The organism is Anthropogastromicrobium aceti, assembly GCF_020687335.1.
Classification (GTDB): Bacteria; Bacillota; Clostridia; order Lachnospirales; family Lachnospiraceae; genus Anthropogastromicrobium; species Anthropogastromicrobium aceti.
This window is the reverse complement of sequence record NZ_JAJEQN010000015.1, coordinates 37,488-62,610: the sequence shown is the minus strand read 5'-3', so window position 1 is coordinate 62,610 and position 25,123 is coordinate 37,488. Positions and strand designations below refer to the sequence as shown.

At 42.0% G+C, this 25,123-nt stretch carries 19 protein-coding genes and 1 pseudogene; 6 read left to right on the top strand and 14 right to left on the bottom strand.

The window, feature by feature from the left end:
* Positions 1-308 precede the first annotated feature (308 nt).
* The gene (locus tag LKD48_RS07640) at positions 309-911 is read left to right on the top strand and encodes a stage II sporulation protein R (RefSeq protein ID WP_118612296.1); all 603 of its coding nucleotides are present in this window, start codon (positions 309-311) and stop codon (positions 909-911) included.
* Positions 912-914: 3 nt separating this feature from the next.
* Here LKD48_RS07640 and LKD48_RS07635 read toward each other — a convergent pair whose 3' ends face one another.
* The 4 genes from LKD48_RS07635 to yfcE form a co-directional block, all read right to left on the bottom strand.
* Positions 915-1,568, bottom strand: a complete 654-nt coding sequence (locus LKD48_RS07635) for a GntR family transcriptional regulator (protein WP_308731638.1) — start codon at positions 1,566-1,568, stop codon at positions 915-917.
* 71 nt (positions 1,569-1,639) lie between these two features.
* A complete protein-coding gene (gene ispE, locus LKD48_RS07630) occupies positions 1,640-2,533 on the bottom strand; it encodes a 4-(cytidine 5'-diphospho)-2-C-methyl-D-erythritol kinase (RefSeq protein WP_118612297.1) in 894 nt (297 codons plus the stop codon).
* A gap of 338 nt (positions 2,534-2,871) precedes the next feature.
* Positions 2,872-3,702 (bottom strand): Mrp/NBP35 family ATP-binding protein, encoded by an 831-nt coding sequence (locus LKD48_RS07625; RefSeq protein WP_262536009.1) that lies wholly within the window; start codon positions 3,700-3,702, stop codon positions 2,872-2,874.
* Between the two features lie 140 nt (positions 3,703-3,842).
* Complete coding sequence (gene yfcE / locus LKD48_RS07620; protein WP_308731637.1) at positions 3,843-4,400, bottom strand: phosphodiesterase; 558 nt, start codon at positions 4,398-4,400, stop codon at positions 3,843-3,845.
* Positions 4,401-4,500: 100 nt separating this feature from the next.
* Here yfcE and LKD48_RS07615 point away from each other — a divergent pair, with 100 nt between their 5' ends.
* Entirely contained in the window at positions 4,501-5,934 is a 1,434-nt protein-coding gene (locus LKD48_RS07615) for a M28 family peptidase (RefSeq protein WP_308731636.1), read from the top strand.
* Between the two features lie 7 nt (positions 5,935-5,941).
* On the opposite strand, the gene LKD48_RS07610 is transcribed toward LKD48_RS07615, so the two are convergent.
* From LKD48_RS07610 to LKD48_RS07595, 4 genes are read right to left on the bottom strand one after another with little or no spacing between them, the layout of a single operon-like run.
* Entirely contained in the window at positions 5,942-6,733 is a 792-nt protein-coding gene (locus LKD48_RS07610) for a discoidin domain-containing protein (protein WP_308731635.1), read from the bottom strand.
* Positions 6,715-8,745: a glycoside hydrolase family 127 protein gene (locus tag LKD48_RS07605; protein ID WP_227100620.1), complete on the bottom strand. Its 2,031-nt coding sequence runs from the start codon at positions 8,743-8,745 to the stop codon at positions 6,715-6,717. The genes LKD48_RS07610 and LKD48_RS07605 overlap by 19 nt, the downstream gene beginning before the upstream one ends.
* A gap of 32 nt (positions 8,746-8,777) precedes the next feature.
* On the bottom strand, positions 8,778-10,289 hold the full coding sequence (locus tag LKD48_RS07600; protein WP_227100619.1) for a CapA family protein: 1,512 nt from the start codon (positions 10,287-10,289) through the stop codon (positions 8,778-8,780).
* A 36-nt stretch (positions 10,290-10,325) separates the two neighbouring features.
* Positions 10,326-11,234 (bottom strand): glycoside hydrolase family 43 protein, encoded by a 909-nt coding sequence (locus LKD48_RS07595; protein ID WP_308731634.1) that lies wholly within the window; start codon positions 11,232-11,234, stop codon positions 10,326-10,328.
* A 222-nt stretch (positions 11,235-11,456) separates the two neighbouring features.
* Between LKD48_RS07595 and LKD48_RS07590 the strand changes: the two genes are divergently transcribed.
* Positions 11,457-12,422: an MraY family glycosyltransferase gene (locus tag LKD48_RS07590; RefSeq protein ID WP_262536012.1), complete on the top strand. Its 966-nt coding sequence runs from the start codon at positions 11,457-11,459 to the stop codon at positions 12,420-12,422.
* A gap of 116 nt (positions 12,423-12,538) precedes the next feature.
* Positions 12,539-15,499: a glycoside hydrolase family 2 TIM barrel-domain containing protein gene (locus LKD48_RS07585; protein ID WP_308731633.1), complete on the top strand. Its 2,961-nt coding sequence runs from the start codon at positions 12,539-12,541 to the stop codon at positions 15,497-15,499.
* Between the two features lie 346 nt (positions 15,500-15,845).
* On the opposite strand, the gene LKD48_RS07580 is transcribed toward LKD48_RS07585, so the two are convergent.
* The 3 genes from LKD48_RS07580 to LKD48_RS07570 all read right to left on the bottom strand — a co-directional run bounded on the left by LKD48_RS07580 (position 15,846) and on the right by LKD48_RS07570 (position 19,754).
* A complete protein-coding gene (locus tag LKD48_RS07580) occupies positions 15,846-16,802 on the bottom strand; it encodes a ketopantoate reductase family protein (RefSeq protein WP_308731632.1) in 957 nt (318 codons plus the stop codon).
* A gap of 22 nt (positions 16,803-16,824) precedes the next feature.
* Positions 16,825-18,516, bottom strand: coding sequence for an AAA family ATPase (locus LKD48_RS07575; RefSeq protein ID WP_308731631.1), 1,692 nt, complete (start codon positions 18,514-18,516; stop codon positions 16,825-16,827).
* Positions 18,517-18,968: 452 nt separating this feature from the next.
* On the bottom strand, positions 18,969-19,754 hold the full coding sequence (locus LKD48_RS07570; protein ID WP_066560907.1) for an inositol monophosphatase family protein: 786 nt from the start codon (positions 19,752-19,754) through the stop codon (positions 18,969-18,971).
* A 162-nt stretch (positions 19,755-19,916) separates the two neighbouring features.
* On the opposite strand from LKD48_RS07570, the pseudogene LKD48_RS16530 reads away from it, so the two are divergent.
* A pseudogene (locus tag LKD48_RS16530) lies at positions 19,917-20,276 on the top strand (putative ABC transporter permease); the annotation flags it as partial.
* Positions 20,277-20,291: 15 nt separating this feature from the next.
* Here LKD48_RS16530 and LKD48_RS07560 read toward each other — a convergent pair.
* Together LKD48_RS07560 and LKD48_RS07555 are read right to left on the bottom strand one after the other, a co-directional pair.
* Positions 20,292-21,665, bottom strand: coding sequence for an MATE family efflux transporter (locus LKD48_RS07560; RefSeq protein WP_308731629.1), 1,374 nt, complete (start codon positions 21,663-21,665; stop codon positions 20,292-20,294).
* Between the two features lie 159 nt (positions 21,666-21,824).
* Positions 21,825-22,106 (bottom strand): DUF2325 domain-containing protein, encoded by a 282-nt coding sequence (locus LKD48_RS07555; protein ID WP_066560903.1) that lies wholly within the window; start codon positions 22,104-22,106, stop codon positions 21,825-21,827.
* Between the two features lie 275 nt (positions 22,107-22,381).
* Between LKD48_RS07555 and cysK the strand changes: the two genes are divergently transcribed.
* Positions 22,382-23,308 carry a cysteine synthase A gene (cysK, locus tag LKD48_RS07550; protein WP_308731628.1) on the top strand — a complete coding sequence of 309 codons (927 nt, stop codon included), beginning with the start codon at positions 22,382-22,384 and terminating at the stop codon, positions 23,306-23,308.
* Between the two features lie 80 nt (positions 23,309-23,388).
* On the opposite strand, the gene LKD48_RS07545 is transcribed toward cysK, so the two are convergent.
* Positions 23,389-25,041, bottom strand: a complete 1,653-nt coding sequence (locus LKD48_RS07545) for an extracellular solute-binding protein (protein WP_308731627.1) — start codon at positions 25,039-25,041, stop codon at positions 23,389-23,391.
* Positions 25,042-25,123: the final 82 nt, after the last annotated feature.

Here is a 25,123-nt window from a genome sequence, read left to right as displayed (position 1 = left end):
ACAGACAGTCTATCATTTCAGTCGGCAACTCCGGAGTGATGTTCATCTTTTGCCCACAGTATCCGCCTCTCATCCTTTGCGGTTCGCTGTCCTGCTTTATGCTTAGATTACTGTCTCCATCAGCGTCTTTTTGCCGTGCGGATTTGCTATAAATCCTGACTACACGACACACACGGTTAGTATATCGGTTTTTGAAAGCCTTGTCAAGGAATGTGTCCAGAACACTTTGATTTTCGCGGTTTTCGTATATTTTTCCATATTTTGGTTAATACTTTGGACAACATGATAAGGAGGTATTGATTTTCAAAATGACACACAGAAAAAAACTCACAATTTTTCTTTTAGCTGTTGCAACACTTTTCACATTTGTTCTTTTGATTCACCCATATCGAAAAAATGATTCTTCCCTGCTTTCTGATAAACTTTTACGCTTTCGCGTCCTTGCAGACAGCGATTCTTCGATTGACCAGTATGAAAAAAATGAGCTGAGTAAAAAAATGATTACTCTTCTTTCTCCTGCACTTTCAGATATAAAGACAAAAGAAGAGGCACTCACACTTTTACGTGAAAGCCTCCCCTTTTTAAATGCTTACTGCAATTATGTGCTGTCCGATTATGGCGCGCAAAATTACGCCTCTTGCACACTCGGTTCCCATCTCTTTCCTTATAAAACATATGGAAACTATCAATTTCCAGCCGGTATATACGACACACTTCTTGTGACAATAGGAAGCGGACGCGGCTCAAACTGGTGGTGCCTTGCCTTTCCGCCTCTTTGCTTTGCCAATGAAGCTTTTATTGACGTGCCAGATTCTTCTAGTCAGACACTTTTTGATCTGCTTGGTCCTGACTTGTTTGATGAAATCTGCCAAAAAGAAAAGCCAAAGCTTACGCTCGGACTTTTCTTCTAGCTATTATAAGTTTTTTAAAATATTTTCTTCCTGATTATCGATATGAATACTTATCGCTGTCTTTGCCCGCTCACACTCTCCTTTTATGATGGCATCAGTGATCTCTCTGTGCTCACGCCGCAAATCTTCGCGCATATTCGCATCTTTAATATATTCAAAGCGATATCGATACATCTGCTCTCTTAGATTGTTTAAGAGCATATCTAGCTTTGGATTTTTTGTCGCCATATAAATGACTTTATGAAACTCTTCGTCCTTTTGCGCAATCAGGCGAAGATCGTTTCCTCTGCTTGCTGTAGCAAATGCTTCCTCTGCCTGACGCAGTGCTATACGCTCCTGCGGTGTGATTCTGGAAATGGCAAGACAGACAGCAAGACATTCCATTGCCTTTCGAACCTCTAATACATCCCTCACACTCTGCGCGGAGATTGTTGCTACCTGTGCACCCTTTCGCGGTGCCATCACAACAAGACCTTCCTGCTCTAATTTATGAATTGCTTCTCTAACCGGTGTACGACTTACTCCAAGACGCTGTGCAAGTGCTACCTCGATCAAACGTTCTCCCGGTTTTAACTCTCCCTTTAGTATTTTCTGTCGGAGTGTTTCAAATACAACATCCCTAAGGGGGAGGTATTCATTTATCTGGAAATCCTCCATACGGACCTCTCTTTCTCACTCTTATTTTCTTTTAGTAACCATTTATGTAGTTACTGTTAATGTGGCACTCATTACCAATAATTTACTGGTGTCTCCTCGCGAACACGGTACAGATCTGTGACATAGACAAGCGGAACCTGTCCCCACTCTAGCAGAGCTTCTTTTGCGCGAAGTGCCATCTCATAATTATCAAACAGTGCAAATACGGTTGGACCGCTTCCACTCATAAGCGATATTAAGGCTCCATTTTCCATAAAGCGCTCCTTGATCTCTCCGATAATCGGATATGCCGGAATCGTAACACTCTCAAGCACATTTCCCATATATGGAAGCATGCCATAAAGATCCTGACGGCATATTGCATCTGCTAAACCATAAATATCAGGATGTCTTGTTGTCTCATCAAGACGCAGATTTTCATAGACAAATCGTGTGGAAACGGAAATTGCCGGCTTCGCAATGACAACGTAGCACGGCGGACATGCCGGCAGTCTTGTAAGTTCTTCTCCAATACCCTCTGCAAGTGCTGTTCCTCTCATTAAACAATATGGAACATCTGCACCTAATCTAAGTCCAAAATCCATCAATTCTTCTAATGTATAGCCCATATAAAAGATTCGGTTCATCGCATATAATACAGCTGCTGCATCTGCGCTGCCGCCAGCCATACCTGCTGCCACTGGAATACGCTTTTGAAGGCTGATGCTGACACCGCCGCGAACAGGCTGACTTTCAAGCATCATGCGCGCTGCCTTATATGCAATATTATTTTCATTCACAGGAAGAAAATGCAAGTTACTGGATATACGTATCTCCGGCTCTGGAATACGATAAACAGTAACTCTGTCAAACATGCGGATTGTCTGCATAATCATGCGAACCTCGTGATATCCGTCTTCACGTTTTCTGACAACGTCCAGACCAAGATTAATTTTAGCCATTGCTCTTAACTGCATTAAATCCATATTTTTTTATCACCCTTCTAAAAACTTGTACATGCTTTTCTTTTGTATACGGCTTGTACTTTGTATACATCATTATAATAAAAAAGAGACTTCTTTGCAAGTGTTATTGCAAAAAAGTCTCGGGTATGCAGCCTGGTAGGTTATGAAAGCCCTTCGGTGTAATGTTTTCGTCGACGGACCAAACTCCGCAGGCTCCTGTTACATTCTTTCTCATCAAACATTACTTTGAAAGACCTGCTCCAAGTGTCCGTCTCGTGAAAACCATTCACCTTCGGGCTTGCCATAATTATCGCTTAATGCGACTTCGGCGAAGTGTTTGTCCCTCAGTTTTCGTTAACTTACAGAGAGCTGCTCATCTTTTCGAGAAGTCCTTCTGGGGCTTCTTCCATCTTTCCTTCGTCGCACAATGCTGCCATCTTTGGATCTAACGGCAGGTAGTCGATTACTGAGATGCCGTGCTCTGCTGCTACTTTTTCGATATGGCTTGTTCCAAACAGGAAATGCTTTTTTCCACAATCCGGACATACGAAGTATGACATATTCTCTACGATTCCAAGTACTGGAACGTTCATCATCTCTGCCATTTTTACTGCCTTTGTTACGATCATAGATACAAGCTCCTGTGGTGATGTAACGATGACGATTCCGGCTAGCGGCAGGGACTGGAATACAGTCAGTGCAACATCACCTGTTCCTGGCGGCATATCAACAAACATGTAATCTACATCACCCCAGCAAACCTCTGTCCAAAACTGTGATACTGTTCCTGAAATGATTGGACCTCTCCAGACAACTGGATCTGTCTGATCTTCAAGCAAAAGATTTAAGGACATTACCTTAATTCCATTTTTTGTTACCTCTGGAAGCAGTCCGTCATCATTTGCAACGGCATGATCATTTAAACCAAATGCTGTCGGGATTGATGGTCCTGTAATATCAGCGTCCATAATTGCTGTCTTATAACCTTTGCGGTTCATTGCAACTGCCAGCAAAGAAGTCACCATGGATTTTCCAACACCACCCTTACCGCTGACAACACCAATTACCTTCTTTACACGGCTGTGTGCGTTTTCCTTTACCTGCATACTCTGTGGACCCTTTGCTGTATTCTGACTGCATCCCTCGCAGGAACTTTTTCCACATGTTCCCTTACTGCTGCATTCACTCATTTTAATTTCCTCTTTTCTTTCTTGATCAGTACATTATTAGTAACTATTCAGAATTTTATTTACATAACTCAAGTTTGCATGAATCTGAATAGTTACAATCATTATATCAGACATTCGCAAGTTTGCAATGCTTATGTTCTTCAAAGCTTGTATCTTGCGTATTCACCATCTTCAAAGCTCTTCCAGATAAATAAACCATTCTCAAGCGTCATATAACCATTTTTGCTTCCATTTTTCGGGATTGAAACGGAACCTGGGTTAAAGAACAGCCCTCCGTCAGTCGGTTCTGTGATCGGAATATGTGTATGACCTGAAAGCACCACATCTTTCTTTTGAAGCGGTGGAAAACTTTCGTCTTTTCTGAAATCTTTTCCATACACATGACCATGTGTCAGATAAATCACGCGATCTTTTTCCATGATCCAGCTGTAATCAGCCATAATCGGAAAATGAATTAGCCACTGATCTACGTCTGCATCACAATTTCCTCTAACGCAAAGAATATGGTCGCTGATTTGATTTAACAGATCACACACTCGCTGCGGATCATACTCTTTTGGAAGTGCATTTCGTGGTCCATGGTACAAAATATCACCTAACAGTATCATTCTGTCTGCTTTTTCATTTTGATATGCATCCATCAGTTTGCTGCACCAGTAGGCAGAGCCATGGATGTCAGATGCAATTAATAATTTCATTCTCTTTTTCCTTTCGTCAAACAATAGTTGAATTTTTCTTTAAATTCTTTTATAATGTGATACCGAACTTATTATACCACATTAGGAAGGGAGTTACATTATGCGCATTCGCACATTTTTCAAAAAAATAGCTGCCTGCACGCTGTCAGCGGCTGTTCTTCTTTCTCCAGCCTCTGCCCTTGGCGCTGACATACAAACAGATATGACCTCTGCTGAATCACAAGATACAGAATCTGCTGCAAGTGAAACAGAAGATCTCTATGGTGTTGAGGCTTACGCAAATCTGGAAGCTATTTATCAGAATTTCCCACAGCGAATTAATGACGAAAACAATCGTTCTGAGAATGTCACTAATGCAGGTTTGTGGATTCAGTCACAGCTTGAAAGCTATGGCTATGAGGTTTCTACACATGATTTTACTCATTTTAACTTTACAGGAACCAACTATTTTGTCACTAAGCCAGGTAAGTCTGACAAGACAATCATAATCGGTGCTCACTATGACAGCATGCCAACTGCCGGTGTCGATGACAATGGCTCTGGAGTGTCAGTTCTTCTTGAGCTTGCCCATCGCTTTTATGATATGGACACACCTTGTACTTTGCAGTTTGTATTCTTTGACACAGAAGAATATGGTGCATATGCCGGTTCAAGCTGCTTTGTCTACACCTACCTGATGACAAATAACCTGCTTGATGATGTGCTTTGCTGCATCAATATTGATTCCATCGCAGGCGGTGATCGTCTCTATGGTTATGGCGGTGAATATGATGAGGACGGAAAGCTTACTCGTGAATGGGTCTATGACGAAGCTAATCTTATTGCAGATGATCTAGGACTTGACCTTTACACACTTCCAGAACAAGTTACTGAGTTTCAGTCTCCGACAAGACTTCTTGGAAGTGACAGCTACTATTTTGCCAAGGAGGGCATTCCTTACCTTTATATGGAAGCAAGTCTTTGGTGCAATGATGACGGAACAGGCGGCAATGATGAAACACATTTAACGTGCCACTATCAGACAGCAAATGAAGCGTTTGCCTCCACCGGCGGTCAGATCATGCATACAGAATTTGATGATCTGAATCGTTTAAATGAACTGCTTCCTGGCCGTGTCCAGAAAAATCTGCATGATGCAAGCGCAATCGTAACCGGAATGCTTCTTGACATTTCTCCAAACACAGAGGCAGGAATTGCCGCGGGCAAGGCTGCTGCAAGCGCTGCTGCACAAGAGGAGTCGTCTAGCATTGATAACTCTATCGAGGAGAACGTCTCTGAGGACAGTTCATTTGAAAATGATACTTCTGAATCTATTGAATCTGAAACACAGAATGCTTCACTTGATGAACCAAACGAAAGCGCAGCGTCAGTCATCGAGAGCGATCATAAATTTATGACCGGACTGTTTGCTGCCGCTGCGATTGTATTAATTCTATTTGTTGTTTTTCTTTTGACTGCTGCTCTTACTGCAAACCAAAGACGCCGTAAGCGTATCCGCCGTTTTGGAGAAGACTATAAGAAGAAAAAATATTAACGTCGTATTACTTACCATATACCTTTAGCTGTGACAATGCCGGGAACGGAGACGGATCATCTGCCTTGATCAGTTCCTCAAGCTGTACCCAGCGAACTTTCTTGGGCGGGAATGTAAATTCCTGCCCTTCGTCTGTCTTAACAAGATCACAAACCATTGTAGTATCATCTGAGAAACGTACAGTTGCCTTTGTCCACCATGCATCGTGTGGGAAATCTGCACGTGTATAGATTTCAATACGATCAGTTGTTACTTCTCTTCCAAAGTCAACACGCATTGTTGCCTGTGGATTTCTGTTGATTCCCCAGGAACCATATGGCCAGTAGCCATGAGAATGATTTGAGGTTACACCGTCAATGGCATTGCGTGCTGCAAACACGGACTCACCGCGAGTTTCAACATTTGCTGTTGCGTGCGGATAGCAATTAGTATCTCCGTGCTGATCCATCACATTGACTGCCAAATTGCGGTATGACTCGTATTCCCACTCTCTTGCCTTTCTGGCAGTAATCAAATGACTCTCACCTGAGAAAATCTTCGGTGAATAGCACACCTTCTTTTCTCCAAATGGAATCTCATAAGAAACCTCGCCTGTCACATAGACAAGTGCCTCTCCTAATGCATCATCTGCCTGAAATACATAAAATGCCGGAGTCTCATCTACCAAAAATACAACGCGATCCCCTTCTTCATATGTACGTGAAACTGGTAAGTTTACTTCCCTTGTTCCTGCAGCCTCTGCAATAATTGTTCCTTCTTTGTTAACTACCTGTACCTTAATCATAGCTGATTTACCCATACTTCCATTTCGCCTTCACCACGGTTTGCCCATGCATAGTAAGGGATGAAACGAAGTTCCTTTCCTTCATATACTGGCTTTTGCCATGTTTGATATAAGCCATTTTCTACTGTTACCGGCTTCTTTGTCTTTGCGTCTACACGCAGCATAATCATCGTAAAGCCAAGCTCATCAGTCTTTTCCTCAGTAAAGACGGCATCTGGCTTTACTCGCACAAGCGGCAATCCCTGTCCATTGTCAGCTTCCTCTAAGCAGTAAACAACCGGTCCTCTCATAATGGCAACCTTGCCCTCATCCTGACGAACTCTGCTGTCTGCCTGCATTACCTTTACCTTCATTGCAAAGCGAAGCTTTAACAAATCCCCTTCTTTCCACTCACCGCTGACATACAGATAGCCGTTTTCCATACGGCACTCCTTGCCAACAGCACCTTCCAGCTCGAAATCTTCACCGCACCAGCCTGGAATGCGAAGTGCTACTGTCATTGTAACTGGCTGTTCACTCTCTACCTTGAGTGTCACATCTCCATCCCACGGGAGGCCAGAAGTAATAACAACCTGCGCCTTCTGTCCGTTTACCTCTTTTTCAACAGTACCGCCTGCATACAAATGTACCCACAAGGTATCTTCATTTTCTGTGTATGCATAGGAACCAATAGAACTGATCAATCTTGCTAAGTTTGGCGGACAGCAGGCACAGCCAAACCACTTTTGACGAACAGGCTTTACATGCTGCTTGCCTGGATCATCATGACAGCTTCTTGGATTGACAGATAACGGATTGACATAGAAAAAGCTCTTTCCGTCAAGTGCCATACCGCTTAAAACGCCATTGTGAAGCGCCAGCTCCATAACATCTGCGTATTTTGAATCTGGATTCATCTCAAGCATACGGCGGGCAAAGAAAACAAGACCGATAGATGCACACGTCTCAGCATAAATAGTATCATTTGGCATATCATAATCAAATGTAAATGCCTCACCATGATGCGTCTGTCCGATTCCTCCTGTCACATACATCTGTTTTGTAGTGATGTTATTCCAAAGCGTCTCGCATGTCTGATACAAGGAATCATCTCCTGTCAGTCTTGCCACATCTGCCATACCAGAGTAGAGATAAACGGCGCGAACAGCATGACCCATCGCTGTTTTCTGCTCTCTCACTGGCAAATGTGCCTGATAATACTGATAGCGGATCTTTGTCTTCTTTTCCTTTTCTGTAACCTTGCCCTCACTGTCAAAGTAATACGGCTGCGTGCCTCTCTGGTTGACAAAATATTCAGCTAGCTTTTTATATTTTTCATCACCCGTAACCTCATACAGACGGACAAGTGCCATCTCTGCAATCTCATGACCAGGATAACCCTTACATTTGCCTTCTTCTGTTCCAAAATATGATGCAATGAAATCAGCGAAACGCATTGCTGCCTTTAACAGCTTATCCTTGCCAGTTGCCTGATAGTAAGCGACAGCACCTTCTGTTAAATGGCCAAAGCAGTACAGCTCATGATGATCCTTTAAGTTTGTGAACATCTTATCCATACCATTAATAATATAGTAGGTATCAAGATATCCATTTTCAAGCTGTGCTGCACACACAATATCAATTGCGCCGTCTGCAATCTTTTCAAGCTCTGGATCTGGATGCTGTGTCAATGAATATGCCACTGCCTCAATCCACTTGGAAAAATCGCTGTCCTGGAAGACACATCCATAAAACTTATCATCATCAGGATGTCTTGGATCATCTGGAAGTGCCTCAAAACCACGAAATGTATATGTTGGTTCCTGATACCTGCTTCCAAGCTCTCTCTTTTCTTTATTCATCCGTCCTGCTACTTTAAAATTATGCATGCAGTAGCTTGGTGCTGCCTCTGGTACTCTGTCGTTTAACGTTTCCCACTGATAAGGAATTACTTCCTTTCTTACCAACTCCATCTCTGGCTTCCAAAATCCACCATCAAGCTGAATACGCTTTAGACTGATTGGTTTACTGAATTTGGTGCTGTCCATTTTTCATATCCTCCCTTTCTGCACTTACGTGCTTATTCCAGTCCTGCCTTTTGTCTGGCCTCGTGTACCTGCGCTGCCTGCTCGGCCTGAAGCTGGAACATATAATCTAAGTTAAAATTCGCATTGCCATTGCCGATATTTCCTGATTCTGCAATTGCTCTGGAATATTTACTCCACGGATAAGTTGTAATGATATCAAAATAATTGGTGACACGTACACCGCCAAGGCGATAATCTGTCACAAGTGTTTCCATATCAAAGTCAACGATTCTTGCTCCCTTAAAATCCTTCTTAATTGTTACCTTTGCCATGCCTCCAAGAAGAGTTGCCTCTTTTCGCTGTAAGGACTGAAAGTTTCCAAGTGAGTAGTAAATCAGCATTTTTCCGCCATCCGGACGATCTATGTAATCAATTGGCTCTACAACATGAGGATGCGTTCCTATTACAAGATCAACTCCTTGTGCTGCCAGAAAAGCTGCCTGCTCAGTCTGAGAAGCATCTGTTCCCAAATTGTACTCGGTACCCCAGTGTGGAAACACAATCACAAAATCAGAGGCTTCCTTTGTCCTTTGAATTAATGTTGCCAGACGATCATAGTCAAGCATATCGACAAGATATTGTCCATCTGCATTATAATCTCCCTTGCAGTTTAAAATATCTGTATAATTGATCATGCCAATTTTTATGCCATTTTTCTCAATTACGTGAATCTCGTCCCGTGTCTCCCAACTGTCATGAATACCAAGAAGCGTCAGCTGTGGATAATTGTTTCTAAAAAAGTCAACCATATAAAGACTGCCGACCTTTCCTATATCAAGGACGTGATTTGTTGCCGCAAGTACAACGTCAAATCCAGCATTTGCAATTGCTGCTGCTACCTCAGTACGGACATTGAAGCAAGGATAATCTTTGATTCCCCACTGATCACCGCCAATGACACACTCCTGATTGATGACTGCCAAATCAGCTGCCTGTACAATATCTCTGACATAAGCAAAATTATAATCATAATTATAGCTTCCATCTGCCTGAAGTCCGCTCATTGACACATCATAGTGCATCAGATTATCTCCGACTGCGACAAGACTTACATATGTTGGCTTTTCTGACTTAACATCACCTATCACAACATTATGTGCCGGCTCAGCCTTAGAAGAAACATCTGCCTGTGTCTGCGTCTGTGTTTCTTCTTTTTCAATGACTGTGCTTACAATACTTTGTTCTTCAGTACTTTCTAATTGTAATTCACTTTCTGTTTGTAATTTGCTCTCTGATTGTGAGTCACTTTCTAATTGTGACTCAGACTCTGACTCACTTTCTGTCTGCGATTCCCCATTAAATGCATATGCCCATTTTGCATCCCTGCTTGATTCTAACATTTGCGGAAGCTGTGCGTTCTCCTTACGCATTTCCTTATGATATAACCCATTCATAAAAAGGATTATTCCGCCCACGCCAACTATAATTACTGCTGCTACTATGAGCCACGAAGTTACCAGCCAATGAAAACGGGCCTTCTTTCGTTCTTCTCTCTTACCTGCCACTTTCTTTTCCTGCTTATCAATACTTTCTAATACTTTTTATTCCAATCCAAAAGCCTCTGCCATGCGATCATATTCCTCATCGGTAATCGCAACTACACTTCCGTGACGCTTCATAGTCTTTCCCATATCAAATTCTGACTCATCAAGAGGCTTAAAATCCATTGTCTTCAAGCTGTCGCACACAAGTGGAAGATATCCTTTATGAGAAGCAAACCTGTCAATTATCAGACACCACTTTTTCTGATCTTCTAAATAATAGATTTCTGGTCCCTCTACTCCATAAATTGCCTCCAGATTTGGGACAGGGCGATCTGTAAATGATTCTTTATTTAAATCTGGTGCTGTATCAGTTTTAATATTCTTTGTCGTCTCATCCTTTGAGAAACGGTAATATACGCCATCGTCATACACCATCGTAGAATCAATAACATGATTATCCTTCTCAAGATACACCTGTGCCTTAGTAAATTCATGAAAATCCTTTGTTCTTGCGGCATAAATGCGCTGCTTTGGCTCTTTATCACCATCTAACTGTACCATAGATGCCCAAAATACAAGATAATTATCCTGCTGTCTGTCATAAATTGCCTCGGGTGCCCATGTACATCCTGCCTCTGGCACTGATACTTCTACTAATACCGGATTACTCCAATGAATGAGATCCTTCGACTCCATAACAGCCAGATTTTTGCTTCCAGTTTTAACTGCAGCATCCCATCCTCTGCCATTTGCAATACAAAGATCTGTAGCAATAATTACAAAACCACTTCCGTCTGCCTTACGAATCAAAAATGGATCACGCAGACCACACTCTCCAACTTCTGAGCAAATTACTGGCTTTCCATCATGAAGATCCTTCCAGTGAAGACCATCCTTGCTCAAAGAAAAATAAATTTGCTCGCCCTGCGGCTGCTCTCCGATAAAATGTGTAAATAAGTATGCCATATCAAACCAATTCCTTCCACATTATGTTCTCTTTTTCCCTGTCTTTTTCACAGGACATGTTCTTTCGTCAGTATAGCACAATTTTCATCATGATACAATTCTTTCATGATGAAAATCACAACTATCTTCTTTCCAAAACGCCAGAAGTATGCTACACTGAAAGCAGTCTTACAAAACAGGCATAGTCAATTCTTTGTCTGGAAATGAAAGGAGCTTTTTACCATGTTTCAACAGTTACTTGGGGAGTCTGCCAGCCCCGTCATTGCCTTCATCGGCATACTGGCCGCATTCTTTCTTACGTGCGTGTCACTTGCAAAAGGCAGCGCTCATCTTCCAAAGGATCAGGGGCGTGAATTTGCCGTAGGAGGCGCACTCTCTGCCGGAAAACCAAGAGGTGCCGGACTTATTTTCGTCCTTGTTTTTGCTATTACTGCCGTTTTATTCGCACATGTTGATCCAGAGATGATTATCTATCTTCTTCTTTTGATCTGCTGCATGATGACTGGATATCTTGACGATGCTGCAAAAACTTCATGGGGACGCTTAAAGAAGGGCATTCTTGATTTTCTTGTTGCTCTTTTAGTAACATTTACGTATCTTCATTTTAATGGCAATCAGATCACTCTTGCACTGACTGGATCTAGCTTTTCTATCCCAGCTCCTGTTTTTGCAGTTCTTTCTATCGCGCTGATCTGGATTTCTATTAATGTAACCAACTGCGCTGATGGTGTAGATGGTCTGTCTGGAACATTAACGATTATTACGATCATGACCTTCTACTTTGCAAACCAAATTTTGGGACGCACTGGAGATTTTGATTATTTAAGCTTACTGTTTGTTGTCTGCCTGCTTGGCTATCTGTGGTTTAATGCTACACCAAGTAAGATGCTTATGGGAGATGCAGGTTCTCGTGCCATGGGACTTTTCATCGCAATCGCAGCTCTTAAGTGCCATGATCCGTTCCTCTATATTTTAGCTGCACTTGTGCTTATCATCGATGGTGGTCTTGGTCTTGTAAAGCTTACATTAATCAAAACAGTTCATGTCCATATTTTAAAGAATGTGCGCACACCAATCCATGATTTTGTCCGCAAGACAAAGGGATGGTCTAACACACAGACTGTTTTTCGTTTCGCTATCATTCAGATCATTCTGTCTGTAGCACTTATTTACCTGATTATGTTATAAGATTTCTAATAAAATAAGAAGAAACTCTTATTTCATACGGATCTAGCCATAAAAATATGATTGCGATCCGCAAATACATTGAAACATTATTTTATTATGCGAAAGGAGATTTCGTTATGAAATTACCGAATTACTATGAGGATCCTAATACGCTCCATGTAGGTACCTGTGAAAACCGCAGCTACTACATCCCATACGGTCAGGATCTAAACAGCCACGCTACATTACTTTCCGGTGACTGGCGCTTTGGCTACTACCCATATCCGGAGGCTGTTCCAGCTGATTTTATCAATCCGGATTTTGATGATTCCTCTATGGATACCATCCCGGTTCCTTCCTGCTGGCAGTGCCACGGATATGATTATCATCAGTATACTAATGTAAATTATCCAATTCCTTTTGATCCGCCGTACGTTCCAAAGGAAAATGCAAGCGGTGCATACCGCACTACCTTCACTCTCTCAGCTGAGGCTGCAAAACAGCGCAATTTCCTGTATTTTGAGGGTGTTGATTCCTGTTTCTATGTATGGGTTAACGGCAAATTTGTCGGCTACAGCCAGGTTTCTCATTCTTCCAGCGAATTTGAAATTTCTTCTTTTGTTAATGAAGGCACAAACACACTGGCAGTTCTTGTATTAAAGTGGTGTGACGGCACATATCTTGAGGATCAGGACAAGCTTCGTATGTCCGGTATTTTCCGTGATGTTCTGCTTTTAACTCGTCCTAAGAGCTTTGTTCGCGACTATACTGTACGCACATTCTTAAAGGATGGCGGCGCTGGTGTAGTTCGTGTAAGTGTTGAAGCTGATGGTGAGATTTCCCCAGTTCTTACTCTGTGTGATGCTGACAAAAATCCAGTTGGTGAAGCTGTCTTAGCAGATGGTGTTTATGAGTTTACTGTTTTAAATGCAAAGCTTTGGACTGCTGAAACACCATATCTGTACACCTTAACTATTTCAACTGCTGATGAAGTGATCACTCAGGCAGTTGGTATCCGTGAAGTTTATATCAAGGATGGCGTTGTTTATGTAAACGGACAGAATCTTAAGTTCCGCGGAACAAACCGCCATGATTCAGACCCAGTGACTGGATATACTATCTCTAAGGAGCAGGCAATCCGCGATCTGACTCTTATGAAGCAGTTTAACTTTAACGCTATCCGTACAAGCCACTATCCAAACGCGCCGTGGTTTACAGAGCTTTGTGACCGTTATGGTTTCTATGTTATCGCTGAGTCTGATATTGAGATGCACGGATATTTAAGTACCTATCACAGTGACCGTGAGAACACATTAGGACTGCTTGATGAAGGCGGTGTCTTCACTGAGGCTGTTTTAGACCGCGTTCAGAGAAATGTTATCCGCGATAAGAACCATCCGTCTGTTTTAATCTGGTCTCTTGGAAATGAGGCTGGCTTTGGCTATGCTTACCAGAATGCCGGACGCTGGACAAAAGAGTATGACCCAACACGTCTTACTCACTATGAGTCTTCTACATGGGATCACTCCAATCGCTTTGATAAGAGTATGCTTGATCTTTACAGCCGTATGTATGCTACTACGGAGGAAGTTGACAGCTACTTTGCTGAGGAAGGTCCGAAGAAGCCATTTATCCAGTGTGAGTTTGTTCACGCAATGGGTAACGGCCCTGGAGATATCGAGGACTATTATCAGCAGATTATGAAATATGATGGCTTCTGCGGCGGCTTCGTATGGGAGTGGTGTGATCACGCAGTTAATCAGGGCATTGCTGAAAATGGCAAGACAATGTATGGTTATGGCGGCGACTTTGGCGAGTATCCTCACGATGGAAACTTCTGTATGGATGGACTTGTATATCCAGACCGCACACCGCACACTGGTGTTTATGAGTGGAAGAATGTTGTTCGCCCTGTTCGCGCAAGACTTGTTGACGCACACAAGGTAACTCTCGCATTAAAGAACATGCTTGATTTCACTGATATGGCTGATGCTATTACTCTTTCCTATGAGTGTAAGGCTGACGGAGAGCTTCTTTGCTCTGGTGAAATTGCCGTTCCTTCTACTGCTCCGCACACTGAGTCAGAGGTTACAATTCCTGTTACTCTGCCAAAGACAGCAGCTGACTGCTACCTGAAGCTGACTTACCTTACAAAGACTGCTCATGAGCTTGTACCAGCTGGACATGAAGTTGGCTTTGATCAGTTCTTATTATCTGGAAGCGCTGTTCGTCGCCTGAATACTGTTACTGATGAAGCTACTGCTCCAACTGTTACAGAGGGTGATCGTTTCCTGACAGTAAGCGGTGAAGAATTTACTTATCAGTATGATACATTTACTGGTATCTTCTCATCACTTGAGCGCGGCGGTGAAACTATCTCTATGGATTACAGCATTTTCCGTGCACCAACTGATAATGACCGCAACATCCGTGAAGAGTGGGAGCGTGCAAATTATCATCACAGCCAGACACGCACCTACACAACAGAGTATGCAATTGACGGTCAGACAGTACAGATCACAAGCACAGTTAATCTGTGTGCAGTTACTGTTCAGTCTATCATGAAATTCACTGTAATCTGGACAATTGATGGTGCTGGTACTATTACATGCAAGATTGATGCAAAGCGCAATACTGATATGCCGTATCTGCCAAGATTTGGTGTTGAGCTGACACTTCCAAAGAGCTGGCAGCAGGTTTCTTACTTAGGATATGGTCCTCAGGAATGCTATATTGATAAGCATCATCTGGCATGGTTCGATGCATTTGAATCTACAGTTGAAGATATGCATGAGGATTACATTAAGCCGCAGGAGAACGGAAACCACTATCACTGCCGCAAGGCTTCTGTTGGAAATGGAACAAACGGCGTGACTGCATATGCAGCAACCAGCTTTGATTTCTCTGTTTCTAACTACTCTGATTATGAACTGGCAGTAAAGAAGCATAATTATGAGCTTGAGGAAAGCGATTTTGTAACCATGCATCTTGACTACAAGAACAGTGGTGTTGGAAGTAATTCCTGTGGACCACAGCTTCTGCCGCAATATCAAATGAATGACAAGGAATTTGAGTGGGAATATCAGCTGAAGTTCTGATGATAAGATGTGCTGCCTGGTAGGTTATAAATGCTACCCGGTAGATCTACGAATGCGGTGAGTTGAGTGTGCTGCCCGGTAGGTTATGCAAGGGTGCTTCGACGAATGACTTTGTCGGTGGACCCAACTCCGCGGGTTCCTGTTACGTTATTTATTATCATACGTTACTTTGAAAGACCCGCTACAACGGTCCACCTCGTAAAGCATATCGTCTCAGCACCTAGGTAGATTACGAGTAGTCAGCCATAAATATCTATAATGTTAACATAAAAGACCATATCAAAAGAGATGCTATTCCTCTAATGATATGGTCTTTTTTATTCAACTAGGATTGGAAGCGAAACGCTTATTTCGAGTAGGTTGGTGTCTCGTCTTTTCCTTTATAATCAAATAAACCGTCGTTTTTTTCTTCTAATGCTTTGATCATGTGATAGGTGTATTCATTATATGGGGTTGGAATGCCAAGTTCTTTGCCCATGCGCATCAGCACACCGGAAAACATGTCAATCTCTGTATGGCGTTTTGCGTCTAAATCCTGCAGCGTGGAGTAACGAGCGGATGGCATGACAGGAGAACCTTTTGCAGATGACTCGATTTTACTAAATTCAATTCCTTTTGCAGCAGCAATTGCTTCTATTTCGCTGCGAAGTCCTTCACTGATCGCTTTCATATGAACACTATCGCGATAGCAGCCTACACCCGCACCGAGAATTGCCTGTGGAAGATTATTGCAGACATTTAGGCGAAACTTGCTCCAGATCTCCTCGCGGATATAGTCAGTTACGCGATAGCTTATATCACTCTTTTCAAAAAGATCGCAGACTGCTTTGACTCGTTCACTTTGAAACGGTGATTTATACTCTCCAAAAATAATGCCAATTGTGGACTTGCGATCAAAATGATAGCCGTCTGGCTCTTTGTGGGATGCCACTTTGATCAAAGCCGGAAGAATATGGGACATGCCAATCTTTGCTCCTATTATTTCTTCGCTGTCTACACCATTCATCAGACTCATGACAATCGTGTTTTGTCTAGTTGCCTGTTTGATTGTATCTAATGCGGTCGGCAATGCGCCATATTTTAATGAAACAATTAAAAGATCAATATTGTCTGTTTCTTGGGAAGTCCATACCTCTGGATGATAGGTCACTCCATTTATAGTACAGCCTGCACTCTTAAGACGTGCGTTTCGTTCTCCCTCTGCGATTACGCCAAGACGAATCTCCATGCATCCTGAAATTCCTTCTATTACATAGGAGCCTACCGCTCCTGCTCCTAGAATTGCTACTTTTTTGATTTCCATAGTTTTTCTCCTTTGCTATCTATTACTCTTCCAGCATTACTTTACAATCTTTAATCTGGCAAGCAATTCCATATTTAAGAATCCGCTTTACCCCCGCCTGATACAATGTTTCTGTGTAATTTTTTTCATCTATCTGCTTTAAAGCTGCCTTACAGTCACTTTCCATTGACTTTCCTTCTTCAGTATACTTCACTTCAATTACAATTCCAGTATCTGAATCATCAATTTGAATCAGTATATCACTGAATCCATTGCCAGATTCTCGATTTGATGTTACTGTCCATCCATCCTTAAAGCTTAGAATGCCAAGCAGAATACCATGATAAAAATTCTCTCTGATCGCCTTTCGCACAAAAGTATCTCTCACGCTGACCGTCTTTGACATATATGTGGCAAAAATCTGTTCAACCTGCTGTGCTTGTCCATTAGCCAATGCCTGACAAAATCGCTGCACCATCTGGCCATCTTTTTTAATATCCTGCCGAAACTTAACCAGTATGTGCTCTGTAATGATATTTCTCACTTCCCTATTCGGTATTACAAGATTGTAACGATTTCCATCCGCTTTTCCTCGTTGTGTAAGATAGCCTGTCATAAAAAGTGTACTCCATAAATTTTCAGATGTATTGTACAACTCCTTATAGGTGATAAACTCGTTAATCTCTTTCTGAACTATTTCTCCGCTGATTAATCGCTCTAGCTCAATTTTTGTAAGCGTCTGCTGCCCATTCACACTATCAATAAAATGTTCAATTACATCGTTTCCACTCGTATTTAACCAATAGTTTTCAGGTTGTGCTTGTTCATCTTTCAAAAGATCACGACAATAATTGAGCACATCCCATGGACAATACACGTCTGCTTTTCCGAAACGATATCCATCATACCATTCTTTTACTTCAGTATAATGAGTTTCCTGCCCATAATATTGCAATATCGACTTTACCTCACTGTCGGTAAATCCAAATGCCTCATCAAAATCGCTGTCTGTAATCGAACAGACCTTAAAATTATTTAATCCAGTAAAAATACTTTCCTTTGCGACTCGCAGACACCCAGTCAGCACAGCAAATTTCAGACTATCGTTCGTTTTTAATACATTTTCAAAAAGCCCCCTAATCAAAAAAACCATATCTTCATAATAACCATTTTCGTTGGCTTTCGCTAGTGGCACATCATACTCATCAATTAGAACAATAACTTGCTGACCATAATATTTCTCGAGTAATATTGTAAGCTTACGCAAACTACCTATAAGTGTACTTTTTGTCATATGCTCATCAAGAAGTGCCTCCAAACGTGTTTTATCAAATTTTGTAAGCTTATCACTTTCCAATAAGAACTGAAAACGACCAACTTCCTCATTGATCACACTCACCAACAGCGCATAAGCATCCTTATAAGATCTTGCGTTAACTCCCTTTAAGCTGATCGATACCACAGGAAACTTTCCCATATAATTTTGACATAGCCCATGATTTTCAGCAATAGAAAGACCTGAAAACAGCGCACTGTTTGTACCGATTTCAAAAAAATGTCGAAGCATGCTCATATTCAATGATTTTCCAAATCGACGTGGGCGTGTGAATAATGTAACGAAACAGCCATCTTCTAAAATCTGTCTTATCACATCAGTCTTGTCCACATAGTAATATCCTTCTGTTCTGATCTTTTTGAAATTTTCAATTCCAATCGGAAGCTTTAACTGTGCCATTTAAATCTCCTTTCGATAATTCACTGCCATAATATGTTATGTATATGATACCATGGAACTAATTTTGTTACAAGTTTCTTTTTCTATAGTAAAACCGCCATGCAATCAGCTTTTACACTTATCGCACGGCGGCTTTCTCTTTAGTATCTTTGCAATCTTTTCTCTTTTGTAATCTAGGGCAGTCTTTTGTATCTTTGTATTAATTTTCTTTTGAAGGCATCCACTTTTGTACTTTTAGAAAACGCTTTTCTTTGGTACATTGTAAATCATCTTTTGTAAAAGCTATCCTTTGTACTTCAGAATTTTATCTTTTGTAAAAATCATCTTTCGTACAGGTTGTCTTTTGTAGGGTGATCCTGTATGGTTTCGTCATCTTTTGTATCTTGCTGCCCTGTTTCGTCAAAAGGTGATTCCTTTCGACAAAATTATCATAGCACACTTTTTACACTTTGTCATTGAATTCGTCGTTCAATCAGCAACTTTTTTATATCTTCTTCGATATAGCCATTTCCCGCTATAATGTCAGACGGTTCCATAGCATTTGCACTGCTTCCTTTTATATCAATCACTCGTCCGCCTGCTTCCTCGACAATGATCTTTCCTGCTGCAAAATCCCATGGCTTTAAATTTCGCTCAAAGTATGCCTCGACACGTCCACAGGCAACATATGCCAGATCAACGGATGCTGCTCCCATACGGCGAATGTCCACACAGTGCTCATAAATACAGCGGATCGCATCAAAATTTTTTTCTGTGAGATCGCGGTGGTATGGGCTTGTTCCAACAGCAACAAGGCTGTCCTCTAATTTCTGTGTATCACTTACATGAATCGGCTTTCCATTGCAGAACGCGCCTTTTCCCTTCTGTGCCCAGAAAACTTCATCAAGAAATGGCTGATAGATCACACCAAGCGTCACCTGCCCCTGTTCGCACAACCCTAAGGACAATGCACTATCCTTAAAGTCATGAATCAGATTTGTCGTGCCGTCTACTGGATCTAGGATCCAAACTGCACCGTTAAAATCAATGTCGCTGTTATCTTTTTCCTCGCCCATAAACTGTACATCCGGCCAGCGCTTTGACAGCTCGTTTCGCATATATTCCTGCACACGGATATCTACCTGTGTAACAAAATCTGCGCGTCCCTTAACAGTGACATGCTCTGCCTCTGTGTGATTTAAAAACATCGGCTTTACGCTTTTTACCAGTTCAATGAGTTCGTTTATATCAAGCTGCATCATTTAGTCTGTCCTTTCTTATTTAATTACTTCCTGTTACTTTTTATCAGTTTGCTGTCTTTTATTTCCTGTTCTTATATTGATGCTGCGCGTTTATTTTGTCACTTTTCGGGGGATTCTGAATTTGTAACTATTTTACACTTCTACGAAAGGATTCCACCTATGAGACAAAATTTTATCCGCTGCGGACTTACCGGCCTTTTCATTGAAATCTTCTTCACTGGAATGGGTGCTCTTTTTGCGCACGACTACAGCATGACTGGTCACTCTTCTATTATAATGTTTCCCATTTATGGATCTGCTGCTTTCATTGAACCTATCTGGCGCCGGCTTTGCAGCAAGCCCATCGTGCTTCGCGGTCTAATTTACACCATTTGTATATATGCTGTGGAATATACATCTGGCCTGCTTCTTCGCACACTCGGCATCTGCCCGTGGGATTACACTGGTGATCCTACGAACATAAATGGACTGATACGCCTTGACTTTGCACCATTTTGGTTTGTCGCAGGACTTATCTTTGAGCGGATTATTATTTTAAATAACCTTAAATCTAAGCCACTTTCCTCTGACAAAACGGATTGTAAAGATAACGCCTCTTACGCCCCAGTCTGCGAACATTCCGTACCAGACACCAATCGGACCTGTCTTTACAACACGCATCAAAAAGATAGAAAGTGCTACACGGCACAGCCACATCGTCAATGTCGCAGTAATCATTGAAAAGCGCACATCGCCTGCTGCGCGAAGACCATTTGGCGGTGTAAAGGAAGGTACCCAAAGAATCGGTTTTACAATCGTAATGGCAAGAATCATCTGCATACAAAGCGCGGTACTCTCTTCACTCATGCCTGCCAACACAGTAACCGGCCGCGCCGCAATATACACAAGAATACAGCTGATAATCATCGCAACCTCTGCATAACCGGCAAGCTTCACTATGTAATACTTTGCCTCTTCCTGCCGTCCTGCACCAATGCTTTGGCCAACAACTGTCATTAATCCAATACCTATTCCAACTGCTGCCATTCCGTTTACATTTTCAAAAATAATAGTCATTGCCTGTGCCGCGATTGCTGCCGTTCCAAGTGATGATACAGTTGACTGAATCGCAAGCTTTCCAAACTGGAACATTCCATTTTCTATACCTGACGGAACACCTATTGCAAGAATCTTCACGATCAGATTCAAGTCTGGGCGAATAGAAAAATAATTCTTAAGCTGAATTGCATAGCCCGGCTTTCTCAGTGCATAGAAAACAACAAATGCACACACTGCTCGTGAAATCAATGTGGAAATAGCTGCTCCTGCTGCGCCCATCTGTAAAATAAAAATAAACAATGTATTTCCAACAATATTAGCTACATTTGCGATAAGTGCTGTTTTCATTGTAAACTTAGAATTTCCGCATGCACGGTAAAATGCTGCTCCTGCCTGAAACAATGCTATAAACGGATATGAAAGCGCCGTAATCAGAAAATACATCTGAGCGTTAGTCATAACAGCCTCTTCGACACTTCCAAATATCAAATGAAGCAGCGGCTTTCGAAAGCCAACGCCAATAATCATAATAACAGATGAAATTACTACCACGGTAAGCACAATCTGTTTAGCGGCATCATTGCAGCCCTTTTCATCTTTTCTTCCCAAATATTGTGAGCAAATGATTGCCGCACCTGCTGCCATCGCCGCAAATACCTGGAGTACCAGGTTGTTTATAGAATCTACAAGTGAAACGGCTGAGATCGCCTCCGCTCCGACACGGCTGACCATAAGCGTATCAACCATTCCCATCAAAGAGTTTAGCATCTGCTCAATAATTAAGGGAATCAGCAGCATCCACAGCGCACGCCGCGGAAACAGCAAATTCCCATAATCAACTTTACTCTTATCGTAAAAAATATTTTTCATACTGTCTTCTGCCTCCTGTAATTGTCCAATTTATCGTAACACCACAAAGCAGAAATTACAAGTTAGTTTTATATGTAAAATCCATCTTTCAAGGATTATACAAATTTTTTACAAAATATACATCCTATTTTATACAGCACTGCTGTGCGTCAAAAAAATTCAGCCAACCTCTCTTTGAAGGATCTCTGTCAGCGCATTCTGGCTGCTTGTATGACAGCGCACAATATTAGCATTACATTTTTCTGCCTCTGTCACAGCGCAGTGAACCATTTTGTGAGAAACAGTATTGGTAAATAAAATAAGCAGATCAGGACTTCCAATCTGACCACTCAAATTTGCAGACATCTGCGTAAACACCTTTGCCTTACATTTGAAATCCTTACAAATTTTCTTATACTGACTTACCATGCGGTCATGACCGCCCACAATAACAACACTCATTAAAACACTCCTTTCAAAATGCAAAATCTTCTGATATAAACGATAAACTTTATTGATATCCAATAACCTACTTTTCTTATATGTTAGTTATTTCTAACTTATGTTAAGTTTACCTTATTTTGTCATACACGTCAATGCTGTTATTGAGTTTTTTTCTCATTTTTAATTCTGCATTTTTGCAATAAGCTGCTCTTATTTTAAACCTATTGACAAGGTAGGTTTATAGTGCTATAATCCCCGTAAATAAAATATGTCCTTAAAAGGAGGATACTGCCATGATTTACACATCTGCTGACCAGCTTATCGGAAAGACCCCTCTGCTTGAACTAACTCACATTGAAAAGGAACTAGGCCTTCAGGCAAAACTGCTCGCTAAGCTTGAGTATTTTAATCCTGCCGGATCCGTAAAAGATCGTGTTGCTAAGGCTATGCTTGATGATGCCGAAGCAAAGGGCATTTTAAAGCCTGACACTGTAATCATTGAGCCAACTTCCGGAAACACTGGAATTGGATTAGCAAGTGTTGCCGCAGCCAGAGGGTATCGTCTGATCATAGTTATGCCTGATACGATGTCCATTGAGCGCCGTCAACTAATGAAGGCATATGGTGCAGAGCTTGTGTTAAGTGATGGCTCTAAAGGCATGTCTGGCGCGATTGCAAAAGCTAATGAACTTGCAAAGCTCTATCCAAACAGCTTTATTGCTGGTCAGTTTGTTAATCCGGCAAATCCAAAGGCTCATTTTGAGACAACTGGTCCAGAAATTTACGAAGACACCGAAGGTGAGGTTGATGTATTTGTAGCTGGTGTCGGCACAGGCGGTACAATCACAGGTGTTGGCAAGTACTTAAAGTCCAAGAAACCATCCGTAAAAATCGTTGCTGTTGAGCCAGCATCCTCAGCAGTCCTGTCCACTGGAAATGCAGGTCCTCACAAGATTCAGGGTATTGGCGCCGGCTTTATTCCAGAAGTACTTGACACTACCATTTATGATGAAATCATTGCTGTATCTAATGATGATGCCTTTACAACAGGAAAGAGCATTGGAAAGAAGGAAGGCATCCTTACTGGTATCTCCTCCGGCGCTGCTTTGTGGGCAGCTATTGAGATTGCAAAACGGCCTGAGTCAAAGGGCAAAACAATTGTCGTGCTGCTTCCTGACACTGGCGATCGCTATCTTTCAACTCCACTTTTCGCTGATTAATTTTTAAAAAAAGTCCGCCGCACCTGCATAACAGGTACGGCGAACTTTTCTTTTATAAGGAAGATTTACTAAAAGCTATTTTACTCAGCTGCCTTCTGTGCTTCTGGCAGTTTTGTGGTATTTCCATCCTCAAATGCAGCCTTACGCTCCTCAACGATATCTGCAAATCCTGCATCATTGAAATCATCAGTATACTGCTGATACTTCTCGTCAAACTCTTCTGGTGCACACATGGTCAAAGTATCACGTGCTTCCTTGTACAGAGTAACTAATGTCTGCTGATACTCAGAAGTATTCTCCATGGAAGATGCATACAGACAGTCAGCAACTGCATACTTTTCAGCGATTTCCTGTCTTGCATAGTAGAAGTCGATTACATCCTGAGTGAAATCCTGCGGCAGATTGTGTGGTGTTGTTGCATAGATAACATCCTCGATAGTACCTGCTGCCTTAGATGCAGTCTCACAGCTCCAGTAATCACCGCTGCTGTTGTAGCCCTGCTTGTAGTCTCCGCTGTAATCAGCTACAGATACTGGCAGACCATCTTCATTGTAGTTGAAGTTCTCACCCTCAATACCATACTGCATGGTGAAGAGTACATCGTCGTTGCACATCCACTCAAGATACATCCATGCTGCCTTTAACTCATCCTCTGTTGCAGATGATGAGAAGCCTACCATCATACCAAATGGGTTATTTGAACGATAAGCAGGAGTAACTGTGATTCCATCAGCTGCTGTATCATCCTCGGTAACAACCGGATAAATTGCCAGCTCAGCATCTGGGTTTGTCTCATAGAAGGAAGTCAGTACAGGCATATCAGAGCTGATGTAGCATCCATATGAATAAGCATCACCGTTGATGAAGTTTGCCTTTGCTGTCTCGCCATCGATCAGATAATACTCTGGATCGGTAATTCCGTTATTGTAATCCTCGTTTGCTCTCTTTAACAGGTTATAGTTTGCATCAGTTCCAAGTGCCGGGATGTTATAATCACCATACATAGCCCAGTCAAGCTCGTTAAACGGATACTCACGATATGCATGGTTCTGATCGGAACCAAGACCTGTGATCATAGTACCACCGCCTGGATGCTCGCAAAGACCAGCCTCCTGAATCTTCTTCATTGCATCAAGATACTCGTCACGCTTTGTTGGAACATGATCATAACCAACCTTCTTTAACCAGTCCATACGAACAAATGTCTGCCATGTATAGTTGATGTTATAATTCGGATTAGATGCCAGTGCGAAGTAAGTCTCATCACCGATTGTAGTATATGGAATCTGTCCGTCTGCCTCCATACGAGCGTAGTAGTTTGGAGCTACCTCTTTGAATGCATCCATATCAAAGGAAGTTAAATATCCGTCATTTACCCATGTGGACAGCTTCGGATAATCATACTCCATCAGAATTGTCGGAAGATTCTGATCAGCTGCAAGAAGTGCATAGCTTGTCATAACATCAGTTCTTGTGATCGGAACATACTCAACAGTGATGTTATACTTATCACCGAAATTCTCCTGAATCCACTGTGTCCAGTAGTTGTTTGTTACATCCGGAACACCCTCAACACCTCTGTCATAAACTGGAACACGTAAAGTTACATTCTCTGCAAATGGCTCCCAGTTATTCTCTACCTGGTCAGACTCAACTACCTCGGTGGCTGCCTCTGTGCTTGCTTCCTCTGTGCTTGTCTCCTCAGCCATAACTGGAAGTGCGCCAAAAGCCATGATTCCTGCGAGGGAAATTGCTGCAAATTTTCTTATAATCGAACTTCTCCTTTCTCTTAAGATGGCTTACTTTATCTTTCAG

What these genes read in the sequence shown, in the direction of transcription:
- yfcE (WP_308731637.1), bottom strand. Translation starts at nt 4,400, where the DNA reads ATGAAATTATTAATTGCATCTGACATCCATGGCTCTGCCTACTGGTGC.
- LKD48_RS07590 (WP_262536012.1), top strand. Translation starts at nt 11,457, where the DNA reads ATGTTTCAACAGTTACTTGGGGAGTCTGCCAGCCCCGTCATTGCCTTC.
- LKD48_RS07595 (WP_308731634.1), bottom strand. Translation starts at nt 11,234, where the DNA reads ATGGCATACTTATTTACACATTTTATCGGAGAGCAGCCGCAGGGCGAG.
- LKD48_RS07635 (WP_308731638.1), bottom strand. Translation starts at nt 1,568, where the DNA reads ATGGAGGATTTCCAGATAAATGAATACCTCCCCCTTAGGGATGTTGTA.
- LKD48_RS07560 (WP_308731629.1), bottom strand. Translation starts at nt 21,665, where the DNA reads ATGAAAAATATTTTTTACGATAAGAGTAAAGTTGATTATGGGAATTTG.
- LKD48_RS07585 (WP_308731633.1), top strand. Translation starts at nt 12,539, where the DNA reads ATGAAATTACCGAATTACTATGAGGATCCTAATACGCTCCATGTAGGT.
- LKD48_RS07605 (WP_227100620.1), bottom strand. Translation starts at nt 8,745, where the DNA reads ATGGACAGCACCAAATTCAGTAAACCAATCAGTCTAAAGCGTATTCAG.
- ispE (WP_118612297.1), bottom strand. Translation starts at nt 2,533, where the DNA reads ATGGATTTAATGCAGTTAAGAGCAATGGCTAAAATTAATCTTGGTCTG.
- LKD48_RS07580 (WP_308731632.1), bottom strand. Translation starts at nt 16,802, where the DNA reads ATGGAAATCAAAAAAGTAGCAATTCTAGGAGCAGGAGCGGTAGGCTCC.
- cysK (WP_308731628.1), top strand. Translation starts at nt 22,382, where the DNA reads ATGATTTACACATCTGCTGACCAGCTTATCGGAAAGACCCCTCTGCTT.
- LKD48_RS07570 (WP_066560907.1), bottom strand. Translation starts at nt 19,754, where the DNA reads ATGCAGCTTGATATAAACGAACTCATTGAACTGGTAAAAAGCGTAAAG.
- LKD48_RS07625 (WP_262536009.1), bottom strand. Translation starts at nt 3,702, where the DNA reads ATGAGTGAATGCAGCAGTAAGGGAACATGTGGAAAAAGTTCCTGCGAG.
- LKD48_RS07545 (WP_308731627.1), bottom strand. Translation starts at nt 25,041, where the DNA reads ATGGCTTTTGGCGCACTTCCAGTTATGGCTGAGGAGACAAGCACAGAG.
- LKD48_RS07640 (WP_118612296.1), top strand. Translation starts at nt 309, where the DNA reads ATGACACACAGAAAAAAACTCACAATTTTTCTTTTAGCTGTTGCAACA.
- LKD48_RS07555 (WP_066560903.1), bottom strand. Translation starts at nt 22,106, where the DNA reads ATGAGTGTTGTTATTGTGGGCGGTCATGACCGCATGGTAAGTCAGTAT.
- LKD48_RS07615 (WP_308731636.1), top strand. Translation starts at nt 4,501, where the DNA reads ATGCGCATTCGCACATTTTTCAAAAAAATAGCTGCCTGCACGCTGTCA.
- LKD48_RS07610 (WP_308731635.1), bottom strand. Translation starts at nt 6,733, where the DNA reads ATGGGTAAATCAGCTATGATTAAGGTACAGGTAGTTAACAAAGAAGGA.
- LKD48_RS07575 (WP_308731631.1), bottom strand. Translation starts at nt 18,516, where the DNA reads ATGGCACAGTTAAAGCTTCCGATTGGAATTGAAAATTTCAAAAAGATC.